Genomic DNA, 22,203 nt, shown 5'->3' on the forward strand with positions numbered 1-22,203 from the left:
GTCGCCAGCGGCGAGCCGCCCTCGTTCGTGAGGCGTATATAGTCGCCACACTCGACAACTGTCAACACACATCGACAATGTTTTTGAAGTTTTTGCGACAGAAATTTCGGACCGGATCTGTCGATAGCCGACTGCCCCAGGGGAACGCTGGCAATACCGATTGGACGGCCAGGAAGGAGCCCTATTGCCGCCGCATTGCCGTTCGACACCAAAGCCAACGAAAGTGGGCGCCGCCGACGGAGCAGCCCCTCTCTTATGAGCCCTCCTATATAGGAGTGTGCGATGGCCTTGCAGAGAAGGTACACCGCCCCGCCTGGTAGGGCGCTCTATAAGAGAAGTGCTTGGGGGCAATTCGTTCGGAGCCTGGCGCTTCGTTGACTTCACCTGCCATGACAGGCAAATGTCACGGCCACAACAAAAGCGACAAGCCGTTCCGCCCGGGGAAGAAGCAGCCTTTCTGGATGCCAGACACGGAAGATGTCATAGCCGAACTCGGCAACGAGCCGCCGCTTGTCGCGGATGGCCGCAGCGGCCCGCCCGACCGGCGCGAGGTTTCTGCACGCTGGCTGTCGGGAACATTTCTCACTGGCGTCACCTCGAGCGTGCTGATGGGCGTGGCGCTGTTCGCCGCCCTTGACGGCCGCCAGCAACTAGCCACCCCACCCGAGATCGCCGAGTTGATCAGCCTTGCCGGCAACGGGGATTCTGGCGAAGTCGCCAAGACCACCAGGCTGGTGGCGCCGCGTCAGATCGCAAAGGCCAAGGACCGCCGCCGCATGGAAGTGTCGATGGTCACCAAGGTCGGCGACCGCGACGTCATCCACACCATGCCTTTCGTCCAGATCAAGATGGCCCTTGCCGCCGGCCACACCACCAGCCGCGCCTACCCACCCTTCGACCCGATGCAGGTGTTCGGCGACGACAGCGACGACAATGCCCAGCCGGCGACGGCCTCTGCCGCTTCCGGCCAGATCTACGGCGCCAAGGTCGAAAGCGAGATGAGCCTGAAGACCATCGATTTTCCGATCGAAACGGCTTCCTTCGACGAAAAGAGTGACCTCTCCGCCGACGAGGTGGAAAAAGTGGTGCGCGAAGCCGGCACCGACCTCAGCGACGGCGCCGTGCAGGTCGCTTCACTTCACTATGTCGACCCGCAGCGATTCGGCGAAGCTTTTGCCGAGAGCATGGCGGGCTCCTACGACGTCAAGATCGTGCCGGAAAATGTCTCGGTGGCGCCCCGCGCCACTGTTGACGACCAGGCGCCGGCTTTCGCCGAGGAAATCATCCCCTTCACCAAGGATCTCGACGTCACCGAGGCTTTTGCTAATTCGGGCTACACGGGTGAAGATGCCACCGGAATGGCCGAAGCTATCGCCAAGTTGCTCAACGCAACGGCGCTCAAAGCTGGAACCGTGCTGCGTGTCGGTCTTGAGGTTCACGGCGATGCCGCCAAGGTCGTGCGCACCAGCGTCTATGACCGGACCCAGCACATCGTCACCATCGCGCTCAACGATCGCGGCCAGTATGTGCCGGCGCAGGAACCGGATCCGAACCCCGAATTGCTGACGGCCTTCGATGATTCGTCGGCGCCCGTGGTGGTGCGCGGCAACCTGCCCAACGTCTATGACGGCATCTACCGCGCCGCCTATTCCTACGGCATGTCCAAGGTGATGACGCAGCGGTTGATCAAGTTGCTGGCGTCCGACGTCGACTTCCAATCCCGCCTCAGCCCCGCCGACCGCATCGAAGTCCTGTTCTCGCAGCCCGACGGTGACGACCAGACCTCGGACAGCTCCGAGCTTCTTTACGTCTCGGCGACGTTCGGCGGCCAGACCCGCAACTTCTACCGCTTCCAGATGCAGGACGGCGGCACCGACTATTTCGATGAGGACGGCTCGAGCGCCGAGCAGTTCCTGTTGCGCAATCCCCTGCCCGCCGGGAAATTCCGCTCCGGTTTCGGCGCCCGCAGGCATCCCATCCTCGGCTATGTCCGCATGCACACCGGCGTCGACTGGTCCGCGCCGATCGGCACGCCGATCATCGCCGCCGGCAACGGCACGGTCGAGAAGGTCGGCTGGGCCGGCGGTTACGGCAAGCAGATCATCATCCGCCATGCCAATGGCTATGAGACATCATACAATCACCAGAGCGCTTTTGCCAAAGGCATCGAACCGGGCGTGCACGTCCGCCAGGGCCAGACCATCGGCTTCCTCGGCCAGACCGGCCTCGCCACCGGCCCGCATCTTCACTACGAACTGATCGTCAACGGCACCAAGGTTGATCCGATGCGTGTCCGCCTGCCGGTCGGCAAGGTGCTGAAGGGCGATGACCTCGTTGCCTTCAAGCGCGAGCGCGAGCGCATCGACGAACTGCTGAAGCAGGAAGACAGCGATTCGCTGAAGGTTGCGAGCGCCAAGATCGACGGTTGACCCGCTTCAGCCTTGCTGATCTTCGGCCTGTCGCGACCATGGCAATCGCTCACCGGGAATGGTCGTCCAGGCGATGACAGCCGCAAACAGGCAAAGCAGCGCGGTCACCGAAGAGACCGCGGCAAAAGCGGCGTCGCTGGCGGCGAGCCTCGCCGCATCGATGGCCGGCCCAAGCCCGGCTGGCGCCGGTTCACCAAATCCTGGGATGCCCGGCGTTGCGCTCGCGTCCAGCGCATTCGCGTAAACCCATGCGGCAAGCGAGCCCATCGCCGCCACCGCGATCAAACCGCCGATGCGTGAGACGGCATTGTTGATGCCGGAGGCCGCCCCCGTGTCCTTGTCTTCCACCGCCGTCATGATCGCGGTCGACAAAGGCGATACGACCAGAGCCATGCCGAGCCCCATCAGCCCCATCAGCGGGAATGTTCCGGTCCAGAAATTATGGATACCGGCGTAGGTGAGCAAGGCCAGCCCGGCAAACGCAAAAGCCACGACCAGGCTGCCGCAGGCGATCGGAAAACGCGGTCCGATCCGGTCCGACAGCTTGCCGACAGGTCCTGACAAAAGCGCGATCGCTGCCGACAAGGGCAGGAAGATGAAGCCGACCTCGGCCGTGCTCAGTCCCCAGCCGGCGATCAGCAGCATCGGCAGATAGAAAAGGTTGGCCGATAGCGCGAAATAGAGGAAGAACGTCGCCACATTGGCGCCAGCGAAAGCACCGACGCGAAACAGGCTGAGGTCGATCATCGGCTCGCGCTGCCGAAGCTCGAAGATGATGAAGACAGCCAGCAATACGACGCCTGCGGCAATGCTCGGCCCTGCCATGAGGCCCTCGCCGCTGGCGCTCATCGAGGTCAGCCCATAGGCAAGCGCGCCGAAGGCCAATGTCGCGAGCGCTGCACCGCCGAGATCCAGGCTGCGTTTCTCCGTCGGCGTATCGGCTGGAACCTTGGCCAGCAGAAGCCAGATCGAAATAAGCCCGAGCGGCAGGTTGATGGCGAAGATCGCCCGCCAGATGCCGTCGCCGAAGGCCGACAGCACGAAGCCGCCGAGCACCGGGCCAAGTGCCGTGGTCAGCGCCGAAGCCGCCGCCCAGATGCCGATAGCGCGGCCGCGTTCTTTCTTCGGGTAGGCCTTGGCGATGATGGCGAGGCTGCCGGGCACCATGATCGCTGCGCCAATGCCCTGGACGGCACGAAATGCGATCAGCACAATGGCATTCGGCGCCAGCGCACAGGCAAGCGAAGCGACGATGAACAGCGCAATGCCGGCCACGAAGGCGCGGCGTAGGCCGAATCGGTCGCCGGCGGCACCCCCGGCCAGGATCAGCGCCGACAGCGTCAACGCATAGGCATTGGAAATCCACTGCGCCTCGGCAAGGCTGGCGCCGACGTTGACGCGGATCGCCGGTGTGGCGATGGCCAGGATCGAGCCGTCTATGAAGCCAAGCGCCGAGGCCAGAATTGCCGCGATCAGCACAAATCGCCGCTGCGACTGCGGACAGAACGTCCCATTCCTGACCGGGCTGGTCAGCGGGACGGCGGCAGCTTTACTCGGTGAATGCATGAAATCTTGCTTAAACCCCTAGCGCACCGGCAACAACCAGCCAGTGGCTTGCTGTCGCTGAAACCAGCCGTTTGGCCAGGTCGCACTCTGTCAGGGCGCAAATGGCACAGTCATGCTGGCGCCGTTACACGCAGCCAGCGGGGATTTCGGTGAGGCGACCACTTGAAAGCTCGGTTTCATTCTGATCGTGCATCTGGTCTATGCCGCCGCACTTCACAGTTCACTGCTGCGCAAAATCATCGGCTGAAGGTCCGCCGACAAACTCCACCGTCACACCCGGCGACACCAGCTTGGCCAGTTCACGCGCATCCCAGTTGGTCAGGCGCACGCAGCCATGGCTTTCGGTCTTGCCGATCTTCGACGGATCCGGCGTGCCATGGATGCCGTAGGTCGGCTTGTCCAGGGCGATCCAGACCGAGCCGACCGGGCCGTTCGGGCCCGGCGGGATGGTCAGGACCTTGTCGTTCTGGCCCTGCTTGAAATTGATGCTGGGGTTGTAGGTGTAGTTCGGATCGAGCGCGACGCGCGACACCGTGTGTATGCCGGACGGTGACGGCGTGTCCGATGAGCCGATGGTTGCGGGATAGGCCGCGACCAGTCTGCCGCCGGCATCATAGGCGAAAACCTCTTTCTTGTCCTTGTCCGCGACGATGCGGGCCACCGGCGTCGAAACCAGTTTTCCGAAATTGGCGACCTTGATGGTTGTGCCGGGACGATTGAAATCGACGTCCGGGTTGAGCGCTTTGAGATAATTCTCGTCCATGTGGAAGCGCTCCGCGAGCGCCTCGGTCACGGACGTATAACCCATGCGGTCGAGTTGCGCCTTCTGGCTGTAGTCTTCCGGGATCGACGCGACATAGGGACCGGCCGCATCCTCCGCTGTGATCGTGTAGTTGGCGAAGGCATCGCCGCCGGATTGCGCAAGTGCCGCCTGGATGGCGACCGCGTCGGTCGATCGCAGATTGGCGCCGGTGATCTGGTTGTAGGCAGCGAGCGCCTTGTCGACATTCGAACCGAAACGCCCGTCGATGACGCCAGGCGAAGCGCCACCCCGGTCGAGCAGCACCTGAAGGGCGGCGACATCCTGGCGCGCTCCCAGCGAAAGTGCCGGGGCAACAGTGGTCTTGTCGCCAGCCTTTGGTGGCAGAGCCGCCTGATCGGCGGGTATCGCCGGCTGGGCAGGGTCTATCGAGGCCTCGTTCAGCGGCTGGCGCTTGATGGTGCCCGGCTTCGCCGGCTGCGGCGCGTCGGGATAATTGTCGTCGTAGCTGCCATCGTCCTGCGGTGGGGTAGGATAGGCTTCGACGGAATTGTCCCCATAGGGATCGTACTCGTCCGCCGGCGGCGGGATAACGCGGCCTTCCTCTTCCAACTGCTGGCGGCGGAACCGCGCCATGTCTTCCGGATCGTCGAGATAGTAGCGGTCGTCGCCGTCGGGGGCGCGGCCCAATTCGCGCAGTCGTGTCTCCCGGCGCAGGGCACGACGGTCGAGCCGGGTCTGCGGCGGCTGGATGGCGATGACCTTGCCGGTATCGGCATCGACGATGACGCGGTTGCCTCTAGCGTCGTAGTAGATGTCGAGATTGCCGTCCTGGGCGATAAGGATGCCCCCGGTATCGGCGGCACGGACAATCGGTGGTGCGCTGTCCTGCGTTGGGGCAGCGATTGCATTGGCAGACAAAAGCCCGCCGGCAAGTACCGAAAGGGTGAAGATCGTACGCAGCATAGTGGCGAAACTCTCCGGTCCGTAATTGCCGACGCCCGACATTGTTCTCTGGCGAAGCCCCTCGCCAGCAAACCAGTTACCCACCATATGGTTCCAACATGAACCGGGCATGAAGATGGCGGTTTTCCGGCGCCTCGAGGAATATAGACTAGCTTGCGGCAAGTCCTAATTCCTTGCGCGCCTGCCTGGTCAGTTTCAGGGCTACAAGGCGATGGCTCTCGCGCAAATAGTCCTTCAGCGCGGCATCATCCATACTCTGGCTTGTCCGACGCTGGATCCATGTCATGCCGCGCGAGGCAAGATAGGGCGCGGGCCGCAGGCCCGGCTGCTCCTTGAGCACGTCATAGGCGATATCGGAGCATTTGAAGGTGACGAAGAGCTGCTGGCCCTGGTCCCAGCCGCCGATCGCGAAGATCTTGGCCCCGATTTTCCAGACATGGGCGCCGCCCCACTGGACGACATGGCTCGTCGCGGGCAGCGAGGCGCAGAAGCTGTTGTAATCGTCCAGTGTCATCCGCGCCCGCTTTTTTGCGCATATCGCCCCAAAAGTGGCCCCGGTTTTGGGAGAACGACATGCATATGACAAAGACCTAAAAAGCCGCGCGTCCGGGATGGACGCGCGGCTTTGGATCAGGCTGCCACTTCCGCCGCGACGATCGTCGGTTTCGAGCGGAAGTTCAGCCGGTCGGAACCGGCTGTCACCTTGACGGTCGAGCCGTCGAGGATGTCGCCGAGCAGGATCTTCTCCGCCAGCGGGTCCTGCAATTCCTTCTGCATCACTCGCTTCAGCGGTCGCGCGCCATAGGCAGGGTCGTAGCCCTTGGCCGCCAGCCAATCGACCGCCTCTTGGTCCAGCGAAAGTGTGATCTTGCGATCGACAAGCAGGCTCTCCAGCCGCTTGAGCTGGATCTCGACGATGCGGCCCATATCCTGCCGGCGCAGCCGGTGGAACAGAATCACCTCGTCGACGCGGTTGAGGAACTCCGGCCGGAACGACGCCCTGACGACACCCATCACCTCGTCGCGAACCAGATCGACGTCCTGATCCTCGGTGAGATTGACAAGATATTCGGCGCCCAGGTTCGACGTCATGATGATCAGCGTGTTGCGGAAATCGACCGTGCGGCCCTGCCCGTCGGTCAGGCGGCCGTCATCGAGCACCTGCAAAAGCACATTGAACACGTCCGGATGCGCCTTCTCGATCTCGTCGAACAGCACGACCTGATAAGGCCGGCGCCGCACCGCTTCGGTCAGCGCGCCGCCTTCCTCATAGCCGACATAGCCGGGAGGTGCGCCGATCAGCCGGGCGACCGAGTGCTTTTCCATGAACTCCGACATGTCGATGCGCACCATCGCGCTCTCGTCGTCGAACAGGAAGCTCGCCAGCGCCTTGGTCAATTCGGTCTTGCCGACGCCCGTCGGTCCGAGGAACATGAACGAGCCGATCGGCCGGTTCGGATCCTGCAAGCCTGCGCGGGCACGCCGCACGGCCTTCGAGACAGCTTGCACCGCCTCGCCCTGGCCGACGACGCGCTTGCCGATCTCGTCTTCCATGCGCAGCAGCTTGTCGCGCTCGCCCTGCAGCATCTTGTCGACCGGAATGCCGGTCCAGCGCGAGACGATGTGGGCGACATGATCGGGGGTGACCACCTCTTCGACCATGCCGGCTTTGCCGTCCTGGGCCTCGGCCTCCTTCAGCTTCTTTTCCAGCTCCGGGATCTTGCCATAGGCAAGCTCGCCGGCGCGCTGGAATTCACCCTTGCGCTGGGCAATGGCAAGGTCGTTGCGCGCCTCGTCGAGCTGCTTCTTCAGATCGGCGGCAAGCCCGAGCTTCTGCTTCTCGGCCTGCCATTTGGCGGTGATCTCGGTCGATTCTTCCTCAAGGCCGACGAGTTCCTTTTCCAGGCGGGCAAGCCGATCCTTCGAGGCGTCGTCCGTCTCGACCTTCAGCGCCTCGCGTTCGATCTTGAGCTGCATGATGCGGCGATCGATCTCGTCCAGCGCCTCGGGCTTGGAATCGACCTGCATGCGCAGCCGCGATGCGGCTTCGTCGACCAGGTCGATCGCCTTGTCCGGCAGGAAGCGGTCGGCGATGTAGCGGTTGGACAGCGTCGCCGCCGCCACCAGCGCCGAATCCGAAATACGCACCTTGTGGTGCTGCTCGTATTTTTCCTTCAGGCCGCGCAGGATCGAAACGGTGTCCTCCACCGTCGGCTCGTCGACGAACACCGGCTGGAAGCGGCGGGCAAGCGCTGCATCCTTCTCGACATGCTTGCGATACTCATCGAGCGTGGTGGCGCCGACGCAGTGCAGCTCTCCGCGCGCCAAAGCCGGCTTCAACAGGTTCGACGCATCCATGGCGCCATCCGCCTTGCCGGCGCCGACCAGCGTGTGCATCTCGTCGATGAACAGGATGATGTTGCCGTTGGCCGAGGTGACTTCGGAGAGCACTGCCTTCAGCCGCTCCTCGAACTCGCCGCGATATTTGGCGCCGGCAATCAGCGCGCCCATGTCGAGCGCCATCAGCTGCTTGTCCTTCAGCGATTCCGGCACGTCGCCATTGACGATGCGCAGCGCCAGGCCCTCGGCGATCGCCGTCTTGCCGACGCCGGGTTCGCCGATCAGCACGGGATTGTTCTTGGTGCGGCGCGACAGCACCTGGATGGTGCGGCGGATCTCGTCGTCACGGCCGATCACGGGGTCCAGCTTGCCGGCACGGGCATCCGCGGTCAGGTCGCGCGCGTATTTCTTAAGCGCGTCGTAGCCCTGTTCGGCACTCGCCGAATCGGCGGTGCGGCCCTTGCGGACATCGTTGATGACCTGGTTGAGCGCCTGCGCGGTGACGCCGGCCTTGGCCAGTATGTCGGCGGTCTTGGCCGATTTCTCCATGGCGAGCGCCTGCAAGAGCCGCTCCACCGTGACAAAGCTGTCGCCGGCTTTCTTGGCCAGTTCCTCGGCGGTCGAAAACACTTTTGCCAGCGGCTGCGCCAGATAGAGCTGGCCATTGCCGCCCTCGACCTTTGGCATCGCTTCGAGCGCCGTCTCGACGCCAAGCTTGACGTCGCGGACGTTGCCGCCGGCGCGTTCGATCAGCGACGCGGCCAGGCCCTCATCGTCGTCGACGAGCACTTTCAGGATATGTTCAGGGGTGAATTGCTGATGGTTGCGGGAAAGCGCCATAGTCTGCGCGGACTGGATAAAGCCGCGCACACGCTCTGAGTATTTCTCGAGGTTCATATCTGTCTCCTTCCATCACCGGCCCGCTTTGCGGCACCGGATCCGATTGCGGTGACGGACCCGCCCATTCGAGCCGGGTCCAATTCAGGCTGATATGGTACACAAGCTCCGAACCCTCAAGACGTCTCGATATCGGCAACTTCATAATATTGCACGGCCGCCCAAACGAAAACGGCGGAGATTTCTCCCCGCCGTTCTATGTCTTGAGGTGCCGTTCGATCAGTTGTCGATATCGACATTGACCGGCTGGGCATTGCCGCTTTCGACCGGGGCCGCCTCGGCACTTTCGCCACCGCCATCAACCTGATCGGCGTTGACGCGCGGGCGGCGCGGACGACGCGGACGACGGGCAGCCCCGCTTTCGGCGGCCGCCTCGTTGAGTTCGGCCTGGGCGGCAAGACCTGCCGGGGAAAGATTCTCGAACGACGGAGCCGGTTCGGCCGGCGCTACAGATTCGGTCGGCGAAACGGCTTCGCCCTGAACCGGGGGCTCGTTGCCCTGGGGCTGACCACCTTGCTCCACAGACGAACCAAAGTCGCGCTGGCCGTTCTGGCCATAACCGCCATTGGGGCGACGATCGCGATGGCGCCCGCCATTGTTGTCGCGGCCACCATTGTTACGCCCGCCATTGTTATCGCGGGCCTCGCGGCCACCTTCCCGGTTGAGGGCAACCTCGGCAGGCGTCCCTTCGATGACCGGCTGCGGGCCGGCGCCATGGTTGATCACCGGGATCTGGACGTCGGAAACAGTGTTGCTGTTGTTGTTGCCGCCATTGTCGAAATCGTCGCGATCCTCGTCGCCGTCATCGTCGAAATCATCGCGATTCTGCTGCGCGTTCTGGATCGGCATCTGCGCCTGTGCGGCCGCGATGATGCGATTGTAGTGCTCGGCGTGCTGGAGATAGTTCTCCGCCATGACCCGGTCGCCGGAGCTGTGAGAATCGCGGGCAAGGGTGGCGTATTTTTCGGCGATCTGCTGAGCCGAACCGCGGATCTTCACATCCGGGCCATTGCTCTCGTAGTTGCGCGTCAGGGGATTAGGCCCCTTGCGGTTGTTGTTGTTATTGTTGTTGTTGTTGTTACCACCGCCGCCGCCACTATTGTTGCGACCGCGCATGCGCCTGTTCTGCTGTTGTGGCCTCATCAAACTCTCTTCATTTTGAAATTTTCGAAAAACTCTTCACGAACGGAGGCGCTCATGCAGCCAGCCGTTTCGTCTCTTCACCGGCGTTCGCCCGCATCGATTGCGTTGGCGCCACGTGCCATCCTGTTCCGGTTACATCACTTGCCGGACGATTCCCGCACGAAGCTTGGGCATCGTTTGCGCAAGAAGGCAGCTATTTCCAAGGAAAACCGAATCGCTAAGAGCACTGCCTGCTTCGTCTCATCCGGTTAAGGCGACCCTAGCCGCATTCCCCGGCATTGCCAAGCGCTTTTTTGCACTGCGTCAAGGCTTTATCCTTTCAAAGACAACAACCCTGTCGTTTCCACCGAGATCACGAAAAGCACCGCCCGGCACGTAGCCGGCTGCAGCGAATATCTCGCAGACCTCGTTGCGTTGCGTATGGCCGATCTCGACCGCAATCCTGCCTTCAGTTTCCAAAAACCTTGCCGCTTCCGCAGCGATGGTTCTGTAGGGGTTCAGACCGTCCGCGCCACCATCCAGGGCCAGGCGCGGGTCGAAATTGCGGACTTCGTCCTGCAGATTTCCAATGTCTTCCGTGTTTATATAGGGAGGGTTTGCGACAATTACATGGTACCGGCCAGAAACTTTTTCGAACCAGTCCGACTGCAGCGTCGTGAACCGGCCTGCAAGACCCAGTTGCCCGGCATTGCGCGCCGCCGTCGCCAGCGCACCCGCGGACAGATCGACGCCCGTGGCGTTAGCCGTCGGCACGACACTGAGCAGCGCCAGCGCAATGGCGCCGGTGCCGGTGCCAAGATCGAGGATGCGGCACTCGCCTTCCCGCGCCGCAACTGCCTTGACGAAGGGCAATATCGCCTCGACCAGCGTTTCGGTATCCGGCCGCGGCTCCAGCGTTTCGGGCGACAGCGACAGGCGCAAACCGTAGAATTCACGATAGCCGAGGATGCGATGCACCGGTTCGCTGCTAGCGCGGCGTCTCAAGGCGGCATCGATTTCGGCAACAACGCCGGCGCCGAGCTTGCGTTCGGGGTCCGCAATGGCTTGCGTGCGCGTGGTGCCGGAAAAATGCTCGACGATCAGCCTCGCATCGAGCGCCGGATCATCGATAGCGGCAGCGGCAAGCCGAGCCTGCGCTTCCCGCAGCAGCGGCCCGAGTGCATCGGGCAGGTCAGTCATCGATGCCGATGTCGGCGAGCAATTTCGACTGGTGATCGGCGATCAGCGCGTTGATAATCTCGTCGAGTTCGCCCATCATTACCCGGTCGAGCTTGTAGAGGGTCAAATTGATGCGGTGGTCGGTGACGCGGCCTTGCGGGAAATTATAGGTGCGGATGCGTTCCGAGCGGTCACCGGAACCGACCTGCGACTTGCGCGATTCGGAACGCTCCTCGTCGGCCTTTCCGCGCTCCAGATCATAGAGCCGGGCCCGCAGGATCTGCATGGCCTTGGCGCGGTTCTGATGCTGCGATTTCTCCGCCTGCACGACCATGATGCCGGTCGGCAAATGGGTGATGCGGACGGCCGAATCGGTGGTGTTGACGTGCTGGCCGCCCGAACCCGAGGCGCGCATCGTGTCGATGCGGATGTCTTCGGCCCTGATGTCGATGTCGACCTCTTCGGCTTCGGGCAGCACCGCGACGGTTGCCGCCGAAGTGTGGATGCGCCCGCTCGCCTCGGTCGCCGGTACGCGCTGCACGCGGTGCACGCCGGATTCGAACTTCAGATGCGCAAAGACGCCCTTGCCGGACACGGTGGCGATGATTTCCTTGTAGCCGCCGGCGTCACCATCGCTGGCCGAGGCGGTCTCGAAACGCCAGCCGCGTTCGGCGGCGTAGCGCTCATACATGCGAAACAGGTCACCGGCGAACAGTGCGGCCTCGTCACCGCCGGTGCCGGCGCGGATTTCGAGAATGGCGTTCTTGTCGTCGGCGGCATCCCTGGGCAACAGCAGGATTTGGATGTCCTTCTGCAGCGCCTCGATACGGTCCTCGACCTCCGGCAGCTCGGCCTCGGCGAGCGCCCGCATCTCGGCATCGGTGCCCTTGTCGGCAAGCATGGCTTCGAGATCGGCCTGCTCATTTTCGGCCAGGCGCAGCGCCCTGACCTTGGCCACCATGTCCTGGATTTCGGCATATTCGGACGCCATGCGCACATAGGCATCCGGCGCCGGGCCGGCCGACATCTGCGCTTCGAGCATCTCGAAACGCTTGACGACTTGATCCATACGATCGCGGGGCAAATTGACCATGATGAGGCTGCTATAACGGGATCGAACGGTCGTCGGCAAAGGCCTGCAGCAGCGCCCGCATCGGCAAGCCCTGTGCCGGAGCCATCAGATTGTCGTCGAAAAACGCCTCCAACTCGTCCAGCGGCAGTTCCGTCAGCATCGCCTTGACCGGACCGATCGAGGCCGGCGACATCGAGATCGAGCGGAAACCGAGTCCGATCAGCGCCATCGCCGAGATCGGCTTGCCTGCGAGTTCACCGCACAGCGTCACCGGCGTATGGTTGCGGACGCCGGCATCGGCGATCTGCTTGAGCACGCGCAGGAACGGCGCCGACAGCGTGTCGAAGCGGTTGGCCAGTTGGGTGTTGCCGCGGTCGACGGCCATGACGAACTGGAACAGGTCGTTCGAACCGACCGAGACGAAATCGACCGCCTTCATCAGTTCATCGAGCTGGAACAGGAGCGACGGCACTTCCAACATGGCGCCCAACTTCAGGCTGGTCGGCAAATGATGGGCAAAGCGCGACAAATGCCGCACCTCGCGGTCGATGATCTCGCGTGCCTGGGCGATCTCGCCCAACTCGGTCACCATCGGCAGCATCAGCTTCAGCTCACGCCCGCCGCTGGCCTTGAGCAAAGCGCGGATCTGGGTGCGCAGCAATCCCGGCCGGTCGAGCGTCAGTCGGATCGCCCGCCAGCCAAGTGCCGGGTTCTCTTCCTGGATCGCACCCTTGAAATAGGGCAGCACCTTGTCGCCGCCAATATCGATGGTGCGGAAGGTGACCGGCTTGCCGCGCGCCGCCTCGAGCACGTCGCGGTAGAGCTTTTCCTGGGCCTCGGCCCGGGGAAAAGTGGAAGCGACCATGAATTGCAATTCGGTGCGGAACAGGCCGATGCCGGCCGCGCCCGCTTCGGCAAGCTGCGGCAGGTCGACGGCAAGACCGGCATTCATCAGCAAATCGACCTGGACACCATCCCTGGTCGTCGACGGCTTCTTGCGCAGCTCGCGGTAGACCTCTTGCCGGCGCGCCCTGAAACGCACCTTTTCGGCGTAGGCGGCCTCGAGATCTGGCTGCGGCCGCAAATGGATCACGCCCTCTTCGCCGTCGACGATGATGGCATCGCCGTTTTCCGCCATGGAAACGGCGCCCTTCATCTGGCCGGCGACGGGAATGCCCATGGCACGCGCGACGATGACGACGTGACTGGTCGCGGCACCATCCTCGAGCACCAGCCCGCGCATCTTGTCGCGCGGATAATCGAGCAGCTCGGCGGCCCCCATCGAACGGGCGACGATGATGGCGTCCTTTGGCAGCGATGCCGCAACATCTTCCGGCCCGCGCCCCATCAGCTGGCGCAGCAGGCGGTTGGCGAGGTCGTCGAAATCGCTCATCCGCTCGCGCAGATAGGGATCGGTCATGTGCAGCATGCGGGCGCGCATGTCGCTCTGCACCTTTTCCACCGCGGCTTCCGCCGTCAGGCCGTTGCGGATGGCTTCTTCCAGCCGCCGCACCCAGCCGCGATCGTTGGCGAACATGCGATAGGCTTCCAGCACCTGGCGATGCTCGCCCTCGAAGGCGACATCGCGGCGTTCCAGCATGTCATCGATGGACAGCCTGAGCGAGCTGAGTGAGGTCTCGAGCCGGCGGACCTCTTCCTCGCTGTCTTCGTTGAACAGATTGGTGACGACGATGCGCGGCTCGTGCAGCACCACATGGCCAAGCCCGACGCCCTCATTGAAGGACAGGCCGGTGAAGCTGACAGGACGGCGCAGATCGAGTTCGAGGCCGGGCCGGGTCAGCCGCGCCAGATCGCCGGTGGCGATCATCTCGGCGATCACCATCGCCGTGGTTTCCAGCGCCTCGACCTCGTCGTCGCGGTAGTGGCGCATGGTCTTGTTTTGCACCACCAGCACGCCCAGCGTGCGCCCTGCCCGCAGCACCGGCACGCCGAGGAACGAGTTGTAGATCTCTTCCCCGGTCTCCGGCAGATAGGCGAAGGCAGGGTGTTCCTGCGCATTGGACAGGTTGAGCGGCCGCGCGCTGGCGGCGATCGTGCCGACCAGACCTTGGCCCAGCCGCAACTGCGCCAAATGGACGGCGTTCGGGTTCAGACCTTCGGTGGCATAGAGTTCGAGCACCGAATCGGCGCGCAGCACATAGAGCGAGCAGACTTCCGCGACCATGTTGGAGGCGATGTCGCGCACAATCCGGTCAAGCCGCTCCTGCGGCTCCAGCGGCTCCTGCATGAGCTCGCGGAGCCGTTTGAGCAAAACGCGCGGGCCACTGGCCTGATCACGCATCGCGGCTTGTTCTCCAATGGGCATTCTGCCCGCCGCAGTTTCCACCGCGACCGGCGCACACGCAACAACTCAAATCGTTCTCGCTACTGCTTATCCAGACCGTAGACGGAATGCAAAGTACGAACCGCAAGTTCCGTATACGGACCGTCGATCAGGATCGAAATCTTGATCTCGGAGGTCGTGATGGCGCGGATGTTGATCGATTTGTCGGCCAGCGCCTTGAAAGCGGTGGCGGCGACGCCGGCATGGCTCCTCATGCCGATGCCGATGACCGAAACCTTCGACATGCCGGCTTCCGACTGCACGACGTCGTAGCCAATCTCGGCTTTTAGCCGTTCAAGCACGGCCAGCGCCTTGTCGACATCGCCCGACGGCACGGTGAAGGTCATGTCGGTGAACTTGCCGTCCTCGGAAATGTTCTGGACGATCATGTCTACATTGATGTTGGCCTCGGCCAGCGGCCCGAAGATGCCGGCGGCAACGCCCGGCCGGTCGCCGACCCGGCGCAGCGAAATCTGCGCTTCATCCTTGGCGTAGGCAATTCCGGTGACGACCTGCTGTTCCACGATCTCTTCCTCGTCGCAAATGAGCGTTCCGGGCGGATTGAGCAAATCCCCCATTCCGGGCGCGTCGGGATCGTCGAAGGACGACCGCACGAAGGTACGCACCCTGTGCACCATGGCAAGCTCGACCGAACGCACCTGCAGAACCTTGGCGCCGAGCGAGGCCATTTCAAGCATTTCCTCGAACGAGATCTTGGCCAGCCGCCGCGCCTTGGGCTCGATGCGCGGATCGGTGGTGTAGACACCGTCGACGTCGGTATAGATGTCGCAGCGATCGGCCTTGACCGCCGCGGCGATGGCGACAGCACTGGTGTCGGAGCCGCCGCGGCCGAGCGTGGCGATGCGATTGTCCGGGCCGATGCCCTGGAACCCGGCGATCACCGCCACCTGGCCCTCGCCGAAGCGCTTGATCAGGAACGCGCCGTCGATGTCGAGGATGCGCGCCGCTCCATGCGCATTGTCGGTCTTGATCGGGATCTGCCAGCCCTGCCAGGAGCGGGCATGCACGCCCATGTTCTGCAAGGTGATGGCCAGAAGGCCGGCGGTGACCTGCTCGCCGGAAGCGACGACCGCATCGTATTCGCGTGCGTCATGCATCGGCGAGGCCTCACGCGTCCAGCCGACCAGTTCATTGGTTTTCCCGGCCATCGCCGAAACGACCACCGCCACCTCATGGCCGGCGTCGACCTCGCGTTTGACGTGACGCGCCACGTTGCGGATGCGGGCGATGTCGGCGACCGAGGTTCCGCCGAATTTCATCACGATGCGCGCCATGGGAGCGAAATGCCTTTGCCTGAAGCCGGACCCGGCCAAAAGCCGGAATCCCGAAAAGCGGAAGGCCGGCTGACGCCGGCCGCTGAATGCGCGGCCTCCTTAGCCAAATGATGAAGGTTTCGCAAGGCTGGCGGCCGATTGCGGCTCCAGAAGCAGGCATATTGCCTTCCGCCCCGCCGCCGCCTACGAAATGCTGCCTGCGGGGAATTCTTTTGGTTCGGCATAACAGATGATGATTGCTCGTCTTCGACGTGCCATGCGATGGCAATCGCTCCCGCTTGTCGCCGGCTTTGCCGTGCTGGCGCTGATTGTCGGCAGCCGTGCCATTCTGGTCGAGGAACAGCGGGCCAACCGCGCCGCCGCGCGCGAGGCAATCGAATATCAGCAATTGCTTTCGGGACTGCTTTCGCTGGCGCAAGATGCAGAGAGCGGCCAACGCGGCTATCTGCTGACCGGCGAGAAAACCTATCTCGATCCCTATCAGCGCGCTGTCGGCGCCATTCCGGGGCAACTTGCCCGCATCGACAGCTTGACTGCCCCCGACGACCAGCTCGTCCAGCAGATCAGCCATATCAAGGACGCGCTTTCGCAAAAGCAGGCTGAACTGGCCGAGACGATTGCCCTGTACGACCAGGGCAATGCGACGAATGCGCTGGATCTGGTTCGCAGCGGACAGGGCAAGGCCGTCATGGACGAAATCCGGACCAGCATGGACACGGTCCGACGCATCAGCGCCGCAGCCGTCGCCGCGCGCGACGCGCATACCGACCAGGTCGAGGCCTGGCTGCGCATCGGTTCGCTGGCGGCGCTGCTGGCGATCTTCCTGCTTGCCGGCTACGCGATCAGGGAATCGCGCCGCCGCTTCCGTGAGGTTGCCGTTGCCCAAGATGAGTTGGTGCGCAAGAACGTCGCCCTCGGCAAGGAGATCGATACGCGCGAAAAGGCCGAATCCCAGATCCGCCAGATGCACAAGATGGAGGCGGTCGGCCAGCTTACAGGTGGCATCGCCCACGACTTCAACAACATGCTGGCGGTGATCATCAGCGCCATGAATCTCGCCCAGCGCAAGCTGGCGCGCGGCGAGTACGACATCGCACAATTCATCGACGCGGCGATCGATGCCGCGACCCGTGCCGCCAATCTGACGGCCCGGCTGCTCGCCTTCTCGCGCCAGCAGCCGCTGGCGCCGCAGATCGTCGACGCCAACCGCCTGCTGACCGGGATGTCCGACCTGATCCGGCGGGCACTCGGCGAAACCATCCGCATCGAAACGGTGCTGGCGGGAGGCTTGTGGAAAACCCATGCCGACCCGAGCCAGATCGAGAACGCCGTTCTCAACCTGGCCGTCAACGCGCGCGACGCCATGGGCGATGACGGCAAGCTGACCATCGAGACCGCCAACAGCCATCTCGATGAGAGCTACGCCGCCGCCCATGCCGAAGTCGCGGCCGGCCAGTATGTGATGATCGCCGTCAGTGACACCGGTTCGGGCATGACCCCCGATGTCATGGCCAAGGCCTTTGAACCCTTCTTCACCACCAAGCCGGTCAACAAGGGCACCGGCCTGGGATTGAGCCAGGTGTTCGGCTTCGTCAAACAGTCGGGCGGCCACGTCAATATCTATTCCGAACCGGGCGAAGGCACGACGATCAAGATCTACTTGCCGCGGTATTTCGGCGCCGAAGAGCCGGCCGTGACCACGGGGCGAGGCGACAACATCGCTACACCGGTCACCGAAACGATCCTTGTCGTCGAGGATGATGCCCGCGTGCGGGTCTCCACGACCGAGGCCATACGCGAACTCGGATACACCGTCATTCATGCAGCGAGTGGCGAGGAAGCGTTGCAGAAACTGGCGGAGAACCCGAACGTCGCCCTTCTGTTCACCGACATCGTCATGCCCGTCATGAACGGCCGCAAGCTGGCGGAAGAGGCCCTTGCCCGCATGCCGCTGCTGAAGGTGATCTTCACCACCGGCTTCACCAGGAACGCCGTGGTCCACAATGGCGTGCTCGACCACGACGTGCATTTCCTCGCCAAGCCCTTCACCATCGAGCAACTGGCGGCGAAACTGCGTGACGTGCTCGGCACGAACTAGGCAGGCTGCCAGCTCGGCCAGTCTGTCAGTCCCTTGGGCAGCATCGAAAATTGTTGCCTTGACATTCGCGGCCTCACGCCCGACTTCCTAGCGCATGACCCCGAAATCGAAGTCGATTTCGGAAAGGATCATGCGCAGAATCTAAAGTGCTACAGCGTCCTTTGCGCGTCCAAGAGGACGCGCGGCGCTGTAGTGTCGAGGAGACCAACCGATGCCAGAGCCCCGACGATCGACGATCGATGCCGGAGAAGTGGAACGCTTTTCCGCCCTTGCCGCCGAATGGTGGAACCCGAACGGCAAGTTCCGTCCCCTGCACAAATTCAATCCGGTCCGGCTGGCCTATATCCGCGACCAGATAGCGACGCGCTTCGGCCGTGACCCACGCGCTGCAAGGCCTTTCGAGGGCCTGCGCATCCTCGACATCGGCTGTGGCGGCGGACTTCTGTGCGAGCCGATGGCGCGGCTTGGCGCCGAAGTTGTAGGCGCGGATGCCTCCGAAACCAACATCGAGGTGGCCAAACTGCACGCTGCCGAGGGCAATGTCAGCGTCGACTATCGCGCCACGACGGCCGAGGACCTTGCCGACGCCGGCGAGAAATTCGACGTCATCCTCAACATGGAAGTGGTCGAGCATGTCGCCGACATCGACCTGTTCGTCGCCAAATGCGGCGAGATGGTGCGGCCCGGCGGCATCATGTTCGTGGCCACCATCAACCGCACGCTGAAGGCGCTGGGCTTAGCCATCATCGGGGCCGAATATGTGCTGCGCTGGCTGCCGCGCGGCACCCACCAGTTCGGCAAGCTGGTGCGCCCGGAAGAGCTCGAAAAGGCGCTTGGCGGCGCCGGCCTGACCATCATCGACCGCACCGGCGTCACCTACAACCCGCTGGCCGACCGCTGGGCGCGGTCGAAGGACATGGACGTCAACTACATGGTCCTGGCGGAAAAAGGCTCGGTCTGAAGGCTGATCTGGAGATTTGTCGGACCGTGGACAGTGTGAGAGCCCGACAATTGGCGCTTGAGCTTCCCGAAGCGGCCGAGAAATCGCATTTCGGCAAGGCCGACTTCCGGGTACGCAATCGCATCTTCATGTCGCTGCCCGAAAACGATCGCGCCGTCATAAAGCTCGACATCGGCCAGCAAGAGATGACGACTGCAGCCGAACCGCTGGTTTTCAAGCCAGTGCCTGGTGGATGGGGACGAAAGGGCTGGACGTCGATCATTCTTGACGCATGCGATGAAAGACATTTCGCAGCGCAATACGGATGTCATGGCGAAATGTTGCCCCGCCGGCTCTCAGGAAAATCTTTGACGCGAGCCAGGCCTAACGGATCGGCAAGGCGGCTCCGGCTGCAGGAACTCGACCCTTCTGGCTTTGTGCCCTGGTGGTGATGAACACGCCGGCAGTGATGATGAGCGCGCCTGCCCAGGTCAGCAACTGATAGTGCTCGCCGAGGAAGATGGTTCCGGCAAACAGGCCGACGGCGGCCGCCACATAACCGATCTGGCTGAGATAGACCGGACCGCCAACCGCCTGCAGCCTGAAGAAGAAGGCAAACATCGCCGACGCCGACGCGACCTGCGCGACCACCACCAGCGGCACGCCGCCGAGTGGCACGAAAGCCTCGCCGCCGAACAGGAGAAGAATGCCGGCAAGCAGCATCGCCGCTGACGCCAGATGGCTGCCGACGGCAAGCTCGATCGGGCCGGTGCCGTCCGGCCAGTCGACCGTGCGGTAGATGTTGCCGACGGCAAGGCTGACCGGAATGAGCAACCCCATCGCCACCCAGAACAAATCGGCCGGCTGGCCGGCCTCGCCGCGCGTCACCGCCACCATGACAGCGCCGACGAAGCCGACGGCGATGCCGACAATGCCCAGCATGTTGGGGCGCCGGACACGCAACAGGATCGAGAACACCAGTGTGATGACAGGCGACAGGGTGAACATGATGCCGGTGTAGCCGGCGCCCAGATGCGGGATGGCCGAGAACATCAGGAGGTTGGGGACAGCATAGGACACCGCGGCGGTGACGAAGAAATAGCGCAGTTTGTGCGCGGTGAGCCGGACCCGCTTGCCGCGAGCCAAGAGCACGCACAGCAAGACCCCGCCGGCGCCGAGCGAGATGACGAAGGCCCAGACCATGGCCGGCACGCCGGCAGCCGTGGCGAGCTTGCCGAAGGGCAGCGTCAGGCCGAGCAGGCCGCCGGTGACGACCAGCAGGCCGAGCGCCGAATCCCAGAGAAGTTTCATTGACCGAATCCTGTAGCGCGGCGGCTCTTGGCCGGCATTGCATGTTACGATAAGATAATGGCAAGATTCTTAACGTCAAGATAAATAATGGTGAGACAGTTGGACAGGGCAGCAAGAGCGATCGAGCAATGGAAGCGGGAGCGGCCCGATCTGGATGTCTCGCCGATGGCCGTGCTCGGACGGCTGAACGAGGCCTCCTCGCTGATCGCCCGCGAGCGCCTGGCGCCGTTGTTTGCCCGCTATGGATTGCAGTCGGGCGAGTTCGACGTGCTGGCGACGCTGCGCCGCGCTGGCTCACCCTATGCGCTGACGCCGACCGCTCTCTATGAAGCGACGATGGTCACATCGGGCGCCATGACCAACCGGCTCGACCGGCTCGAAACGTCCGGATTGATCCTGCGTGGGCCTCATCCCAACGATAGACGCGGCATTGTCGTGAGGCTGACCGAAAAGGGCTTGGCGCTGGTCGACGAGGCCGTTACCGCCCACGTGGCCAACGAGCACGCGGTTCTCTCGGGCTTGACGCAGGCGGAACGCGAAACGCTCTCTCGGCTGCTTGAGAAATTGATCGGTAGCGTCAGCTAGCCGGTCAGTTGCGATCGTCCGGGAATACCGGGATAGGCATGAACTCGACGCCATCCTCGGCCAGGCTCTTGGCCTCGTCCAGCGTCGCCTCGCCATAGATGCCGCGCGGGTCGCTCTCGCCGAAATGGATCTTTCGCGCTTCCTCGGCGAACTTGTCGCCGACATAGTCGGCATTCTCGCGCACCTTCTCGGCCATCGCCTTCAGCTGCGCCAGAGCCTGCTTCTGCGCCTCGCCCATGGCGAGCGCTATGGTTTCCTGCTTGCGCGCCGTGGAGACAGCCGGCGCCATCAGCGCTTTCTGCACCTTGTGCGAACCGCAGGTGGGGCAATCGACAAAGCCGCGCTTCTTCTGGGTGTCGAAATCGTCGTTGCTGCGGAACCAGCCTTCGAATTCGTGCTCGTGCTCACAGATCAGGGCAAAACGGATCAAGAGGCTGCACCCCTGAGCCGCGGCGCCTCGCCCAAGCCAGCATTGACGGCGAAATCCCGCGCATTCCTGAGATTGGGGATCTTCTTGCGCGCGGCAAGCGACTGCGCCGGGTCGATCTCGGCGATGATCACCGCCGGCTCGTCATGCGCGGCTTCCGCGATGATACGGCCCCACGGATCGACGATCAGCGAATGACCGTAGGTCTCGCGGCCATCCTCATGCAAGCCGCCCTGCGCGGCGGCGACGACATAGGCGCCATTCTCGATGGCGCGGGCCCTGAGCAGCACATGCCAGTGCGCCTCACCCGTCTGCCGGGTGAAGGCGGCAGGTACGGAAAGCAGGTCGGCGCCGGCCAGTGCCTCGGCGCGGAAGAGTTGCGGAAAGCGCAGATCGTAGCAAACGGCGAAGCCGAGCTTTGCACCCTCGATCTCGGTGACGACGGCCTCGGTGCCCGGCTCATAGGCGGCGGATTCGCGCCAGCTCTCGCCATTGTCGAGATCGACGTCGAACATGTGGATCTTGTCGTATGTCGCGAGCGTGGCGCCGTCCGGCCCGAACAGCAGCGCCCGGTTGGCGAGCTTGCCGTCGGCGCGTAAAATGGCTGTCGAGCCGATATGCAGGAAGACGCCGAGTTCCTTGGCCAGCTTGCGCGCGGTCGAAACGACGATATCGTTGTCCTCGGAGGTGAAGGAGGCGGCGCGAGCTTCCTTGTCGCGGATCAGCGCGCCGGTCATTTCCGGCGTCTGGATGTAGGCGGCACCTTGGCCAGCTGCTTCACGCACCAGCCGTTCGAGATCGACGGCGTTGCGCTCGGGGCTCTCGCCTGAACGCATCTGGATCGCAGCGGCTTTGAAAACACCCATCGTCAT

General features: G+C 63.3%; 17 protein-coding genes and 1 pseudogene. 5 read left to right on the forward strand and 13 right to left on the reverse strand.

The genetic code is table 11. The features are described 5' to 3' along the window. A partial coding sequence (locus NKJ00_RS29545; protein ID WP_352441783.1) for a hypothetical protein occupies positions 1-209 on the reverse strand: 209 nt, incomplete at its 3' end. A 252-nt stretch (positions 210-461) separates the two neighbouring features. On the opposite strand from NKJ00_RS29545, the gene NKJ00_RS29550 reads away from it, so the two are divergent. Next, positions 462-2,429: a M23 family metallopeptidase gene (locus tag NKJ00_RS29550; protein WP_164892966.1), complete on the forward strand. Its 1,968-nt coding sequence runs from the start codon at positions 462-464 to the stop codon at positions 2,427-2,429. 6 nt (positions 2,430-2,435) lie between these two features. Here NKJ00_RS29550 and NKJ00_RS29555 read toward each other — a convergent pair whose 3' ends face one another. The 9 genes from NKJ00_RS29555 to NKJ00_RS29595 form a co-directional block, all read right to left on the reverse strand. Continuing rightward, complete coding sequence (locus NKJ00_RS29555) at positions 2,436-3,995, reverse strand: MFS transporter (RefSeq protein WP_352632284.1); 1,560 nt, start codon at positions 3,993-3,995, stop codon at positions 2,436-2,438. Positions 3,996-4,215: 220 nt separating this feature from the next. After that, positions 4,216-5,721, reverse strand: coding sequence for a L,D-transpeptidase family protein (locus NKJ00_RS29560; RefSeq protein ID WP_023811171.1), 1,506 nt, complete (start codon positions 5,719-5,721; stop codon positions 4,216-4,218). Between the two features lie 148 nt (positions 5,722-5,869). After that, the gene (locus NKJ00_RS29565) at positions 5,870-6,235 is read right to left on the reverse strand and encodes an MmcQ/YjbR family DNA-binding protein (protein WP_023811170.1); all 366 of its coding nucleotides are present in this window, start codon (positions 6,233-6,235) and stop codon (positions 5,870-5,872) included. A 116-nt stretch (positions 6,236-6,351) separates the two neighbouring features. Beyond that, positions 6,352-8,958 (reverse strand): ATP-dependent chaperone ClpB, encoded by a 2,607-nt coding sequence (gene clpB, locus NKJ00_RS29570; RefSeq protein ID WP_023811169.1) that lies wholly within the window; start codon positions 8,956-8,958, stop codon positions 6,352-6,354. A 219-nt stretch (positions 8,959-9,177) separates the two neighbouring features. Then, positions 9,178-10,101 (reverse strand): DUF4167 domain-containing protein, encoded by a 924-nt coding sequence (locus NKJ00_RS29575; RefSeq protein ID WP_352632287.1) that lies wholly within the window; start codon positions 10,099-10,101, stop codon positions 9,178-9,180. Between the two features lie 303 nt (positions 10,102-10,404). Beyond that, on the reverse strand, positions 10,405-11,280 hold the full coding sequence (gene prmC / locus NKJ00_RS29580) for a peptide chain release factor N(5)-glutamine methyltransferase (RefSeq protein ID WP_352632289.1): 876 nt from the start codon (positions 11,278-11,280) through the stop codon (positions 10,405-10,407). Beyond that, complete coding sequence (gene prfA / locus NKJ00_RS29585; RefSeq protein WP_352632291.1) at positions 11,273-12,352, reverse strand: peptide chain release factor 1; 1,080 nt, start codon at positions 12,350-12,352, stop codon at positions 11,273-11,275. Before prfA ends, prmC begins: the two co-directional genes overlap by 8 nt. 10 nt (positions 12,353-12,362) lie before the next feature. Continuing rightward, positions 12,363-14,633 carry a phosphoenolpyruvate--protein phosphotransferase gene (gene ptsP, locus NKJ00_RS29590; protein WP_352632293.1) on the reverse strand — a complete coding sequence of 757 codons (2,271 nt, stop codon included), beginning with the start codon at positions 14,631-14,633 and terminating at the stop codon, positions 12,363-12,365. Between the two features lie 83 nt (positions 14,634-14,716). Then, positions 14,717-15,970 (reverse strand): aspartate kinase, encoded by a 1,254-nt coding sequence (locus tag NKJ00_RS29595; RefSeq protein ID WP_023811164.1) that lies wholly within the window; start codon positions 15,968-15,970, stop codon positions 14,717-14,719. A 256-nt stretch (positions 15,971-16,226) separates the two neighbouring features. On the opposite strand from NKJ00_RS29595, the gene NKJ00_RS29600 reads away from it, so the two are divergent. The 3 genes and pseudogenes from NKJ00_RS29600 to NKJ00_RS29610 all read left to right on the forward strand — a co-directional run bounded on the left by NKJ00_RS29600 (position 16,227) and on the right by NKJ00_RS29610 (position 19,396). Then, on the forward strand, positions 16,227-18,068 hold the full coding sequence (locus tag NKJ00_RS29600) for a CHASE3 domain-containing protein (RefSeq protein ID WP_352632295.1): 1,842 nt from the start codon (positions 16,227-16,229) through the stop codon (positions 18,066-18,068). Positions 18,069-18,279: 211 nt separating this feature from the next. After that, positions 18,280-19,029, forward strand: coding sequence for a bifunctional 2-polyprenyl-6-hydroxyphenol methylase/3-demethylubiquinol 3-O-methyltransferase UbiG (ubiG, locus tag NKJ00_RS29605; RefSeq protein WP_023811162.1), 750 nt, complete (start codon positions 18,280-18,282; stop codon positions 19,027-19,029). Positions 19,030-19,055: 26 nt separating this feature from the next. Beyond that, a pseudogene (locus tag NKJ00_RS29610) lies at positions 19,056-19,396 on the forward strand (MmcQ/YjbR family DNA-binding protein). Here NKJ00_RS29610 and NKJ00_RS29615 read toward each other — a convergent pair. Beyond that, a complete protein-coding gene (locus NKJ00_RS29615; protein ID WP_023811160.1) occupies positions 19,393-20,319 on the reverse strand; it encodes a DMT family transporter in 927 nt (308 codons plus the stop codon). The pseudogene NKJ00_RS29610 and the gene NKJ00_RS29615 sit on opposite strands and share 4 nt — an antisense overlap. A 99-nt stretch (positions 20,320-20,418) precedes the next feature. Here NKJ00_RS29615 and NKJ00_RS29620 point away from each other — a divergent pair, with 99 nt between their 5' ends. Further along, positions 20,419-20,904 carry a MarR family winged helix-turn-helix transcriptional regulator gene (locus NKJ00_RS29620; RefSeq protein ID WP_023811159.1) on the forward strand — a complete coding sequence of 162 codons (486 nt, stop codon included), beginning with the start codon at positions 20,419-20,421 and terminating at the stop codon, positions 20,902-20,904. A 4-nt stretch (positions 20,905-20,908) separates the two neighbouring features. Here NKJ00_RS29620 and NKJ00_RS29625 read toward each other — a convergent pair whose 3' ends face one another. Both NKJ00_RS29625 and NKJ00_RS29630 read right to left on the reverse strand, forming a co-directional pair. Continuing rightward, a complete protein-coding gene (locus NKJ00_RS29625; RefSeq protein WP_023811158.1) occupies positions 20,909-21,334 on the reverse strand; it encodes a DUF1178 family protein in 426 nt (141 codons plus the stop codon). Further along, positions 21,331-22,197 carry a carbon-nitrogen hydrolase family protein gene (locus tag NKJ00_RS29630; RefSeq protein WP_352632297.1) on the reverse strand — a complete coding sequence of 289 codons (867 nt, stop codon included), beginning with the start codon at positions 22,195-22,197 and terminating at the stop codon, positions 21,331-21,333. The genes NKJ00_RS29625 and NKJ00_RS29630 overlap by 4 nt, the downstream gene beginning before the upstream one ends. Positions 22,198-22,203: the final 6 nt, after the last annotated feature.

The sequence above is a fragment of the Mesorhizobium sp. M0227 genome (genome assembly GCF_040321855.1).
GTDB lineage: Bacteria > Pseudomonadota > Alphaproteobacteria > Rhizobiales > Rhizobiaceae > Mesorhizobium.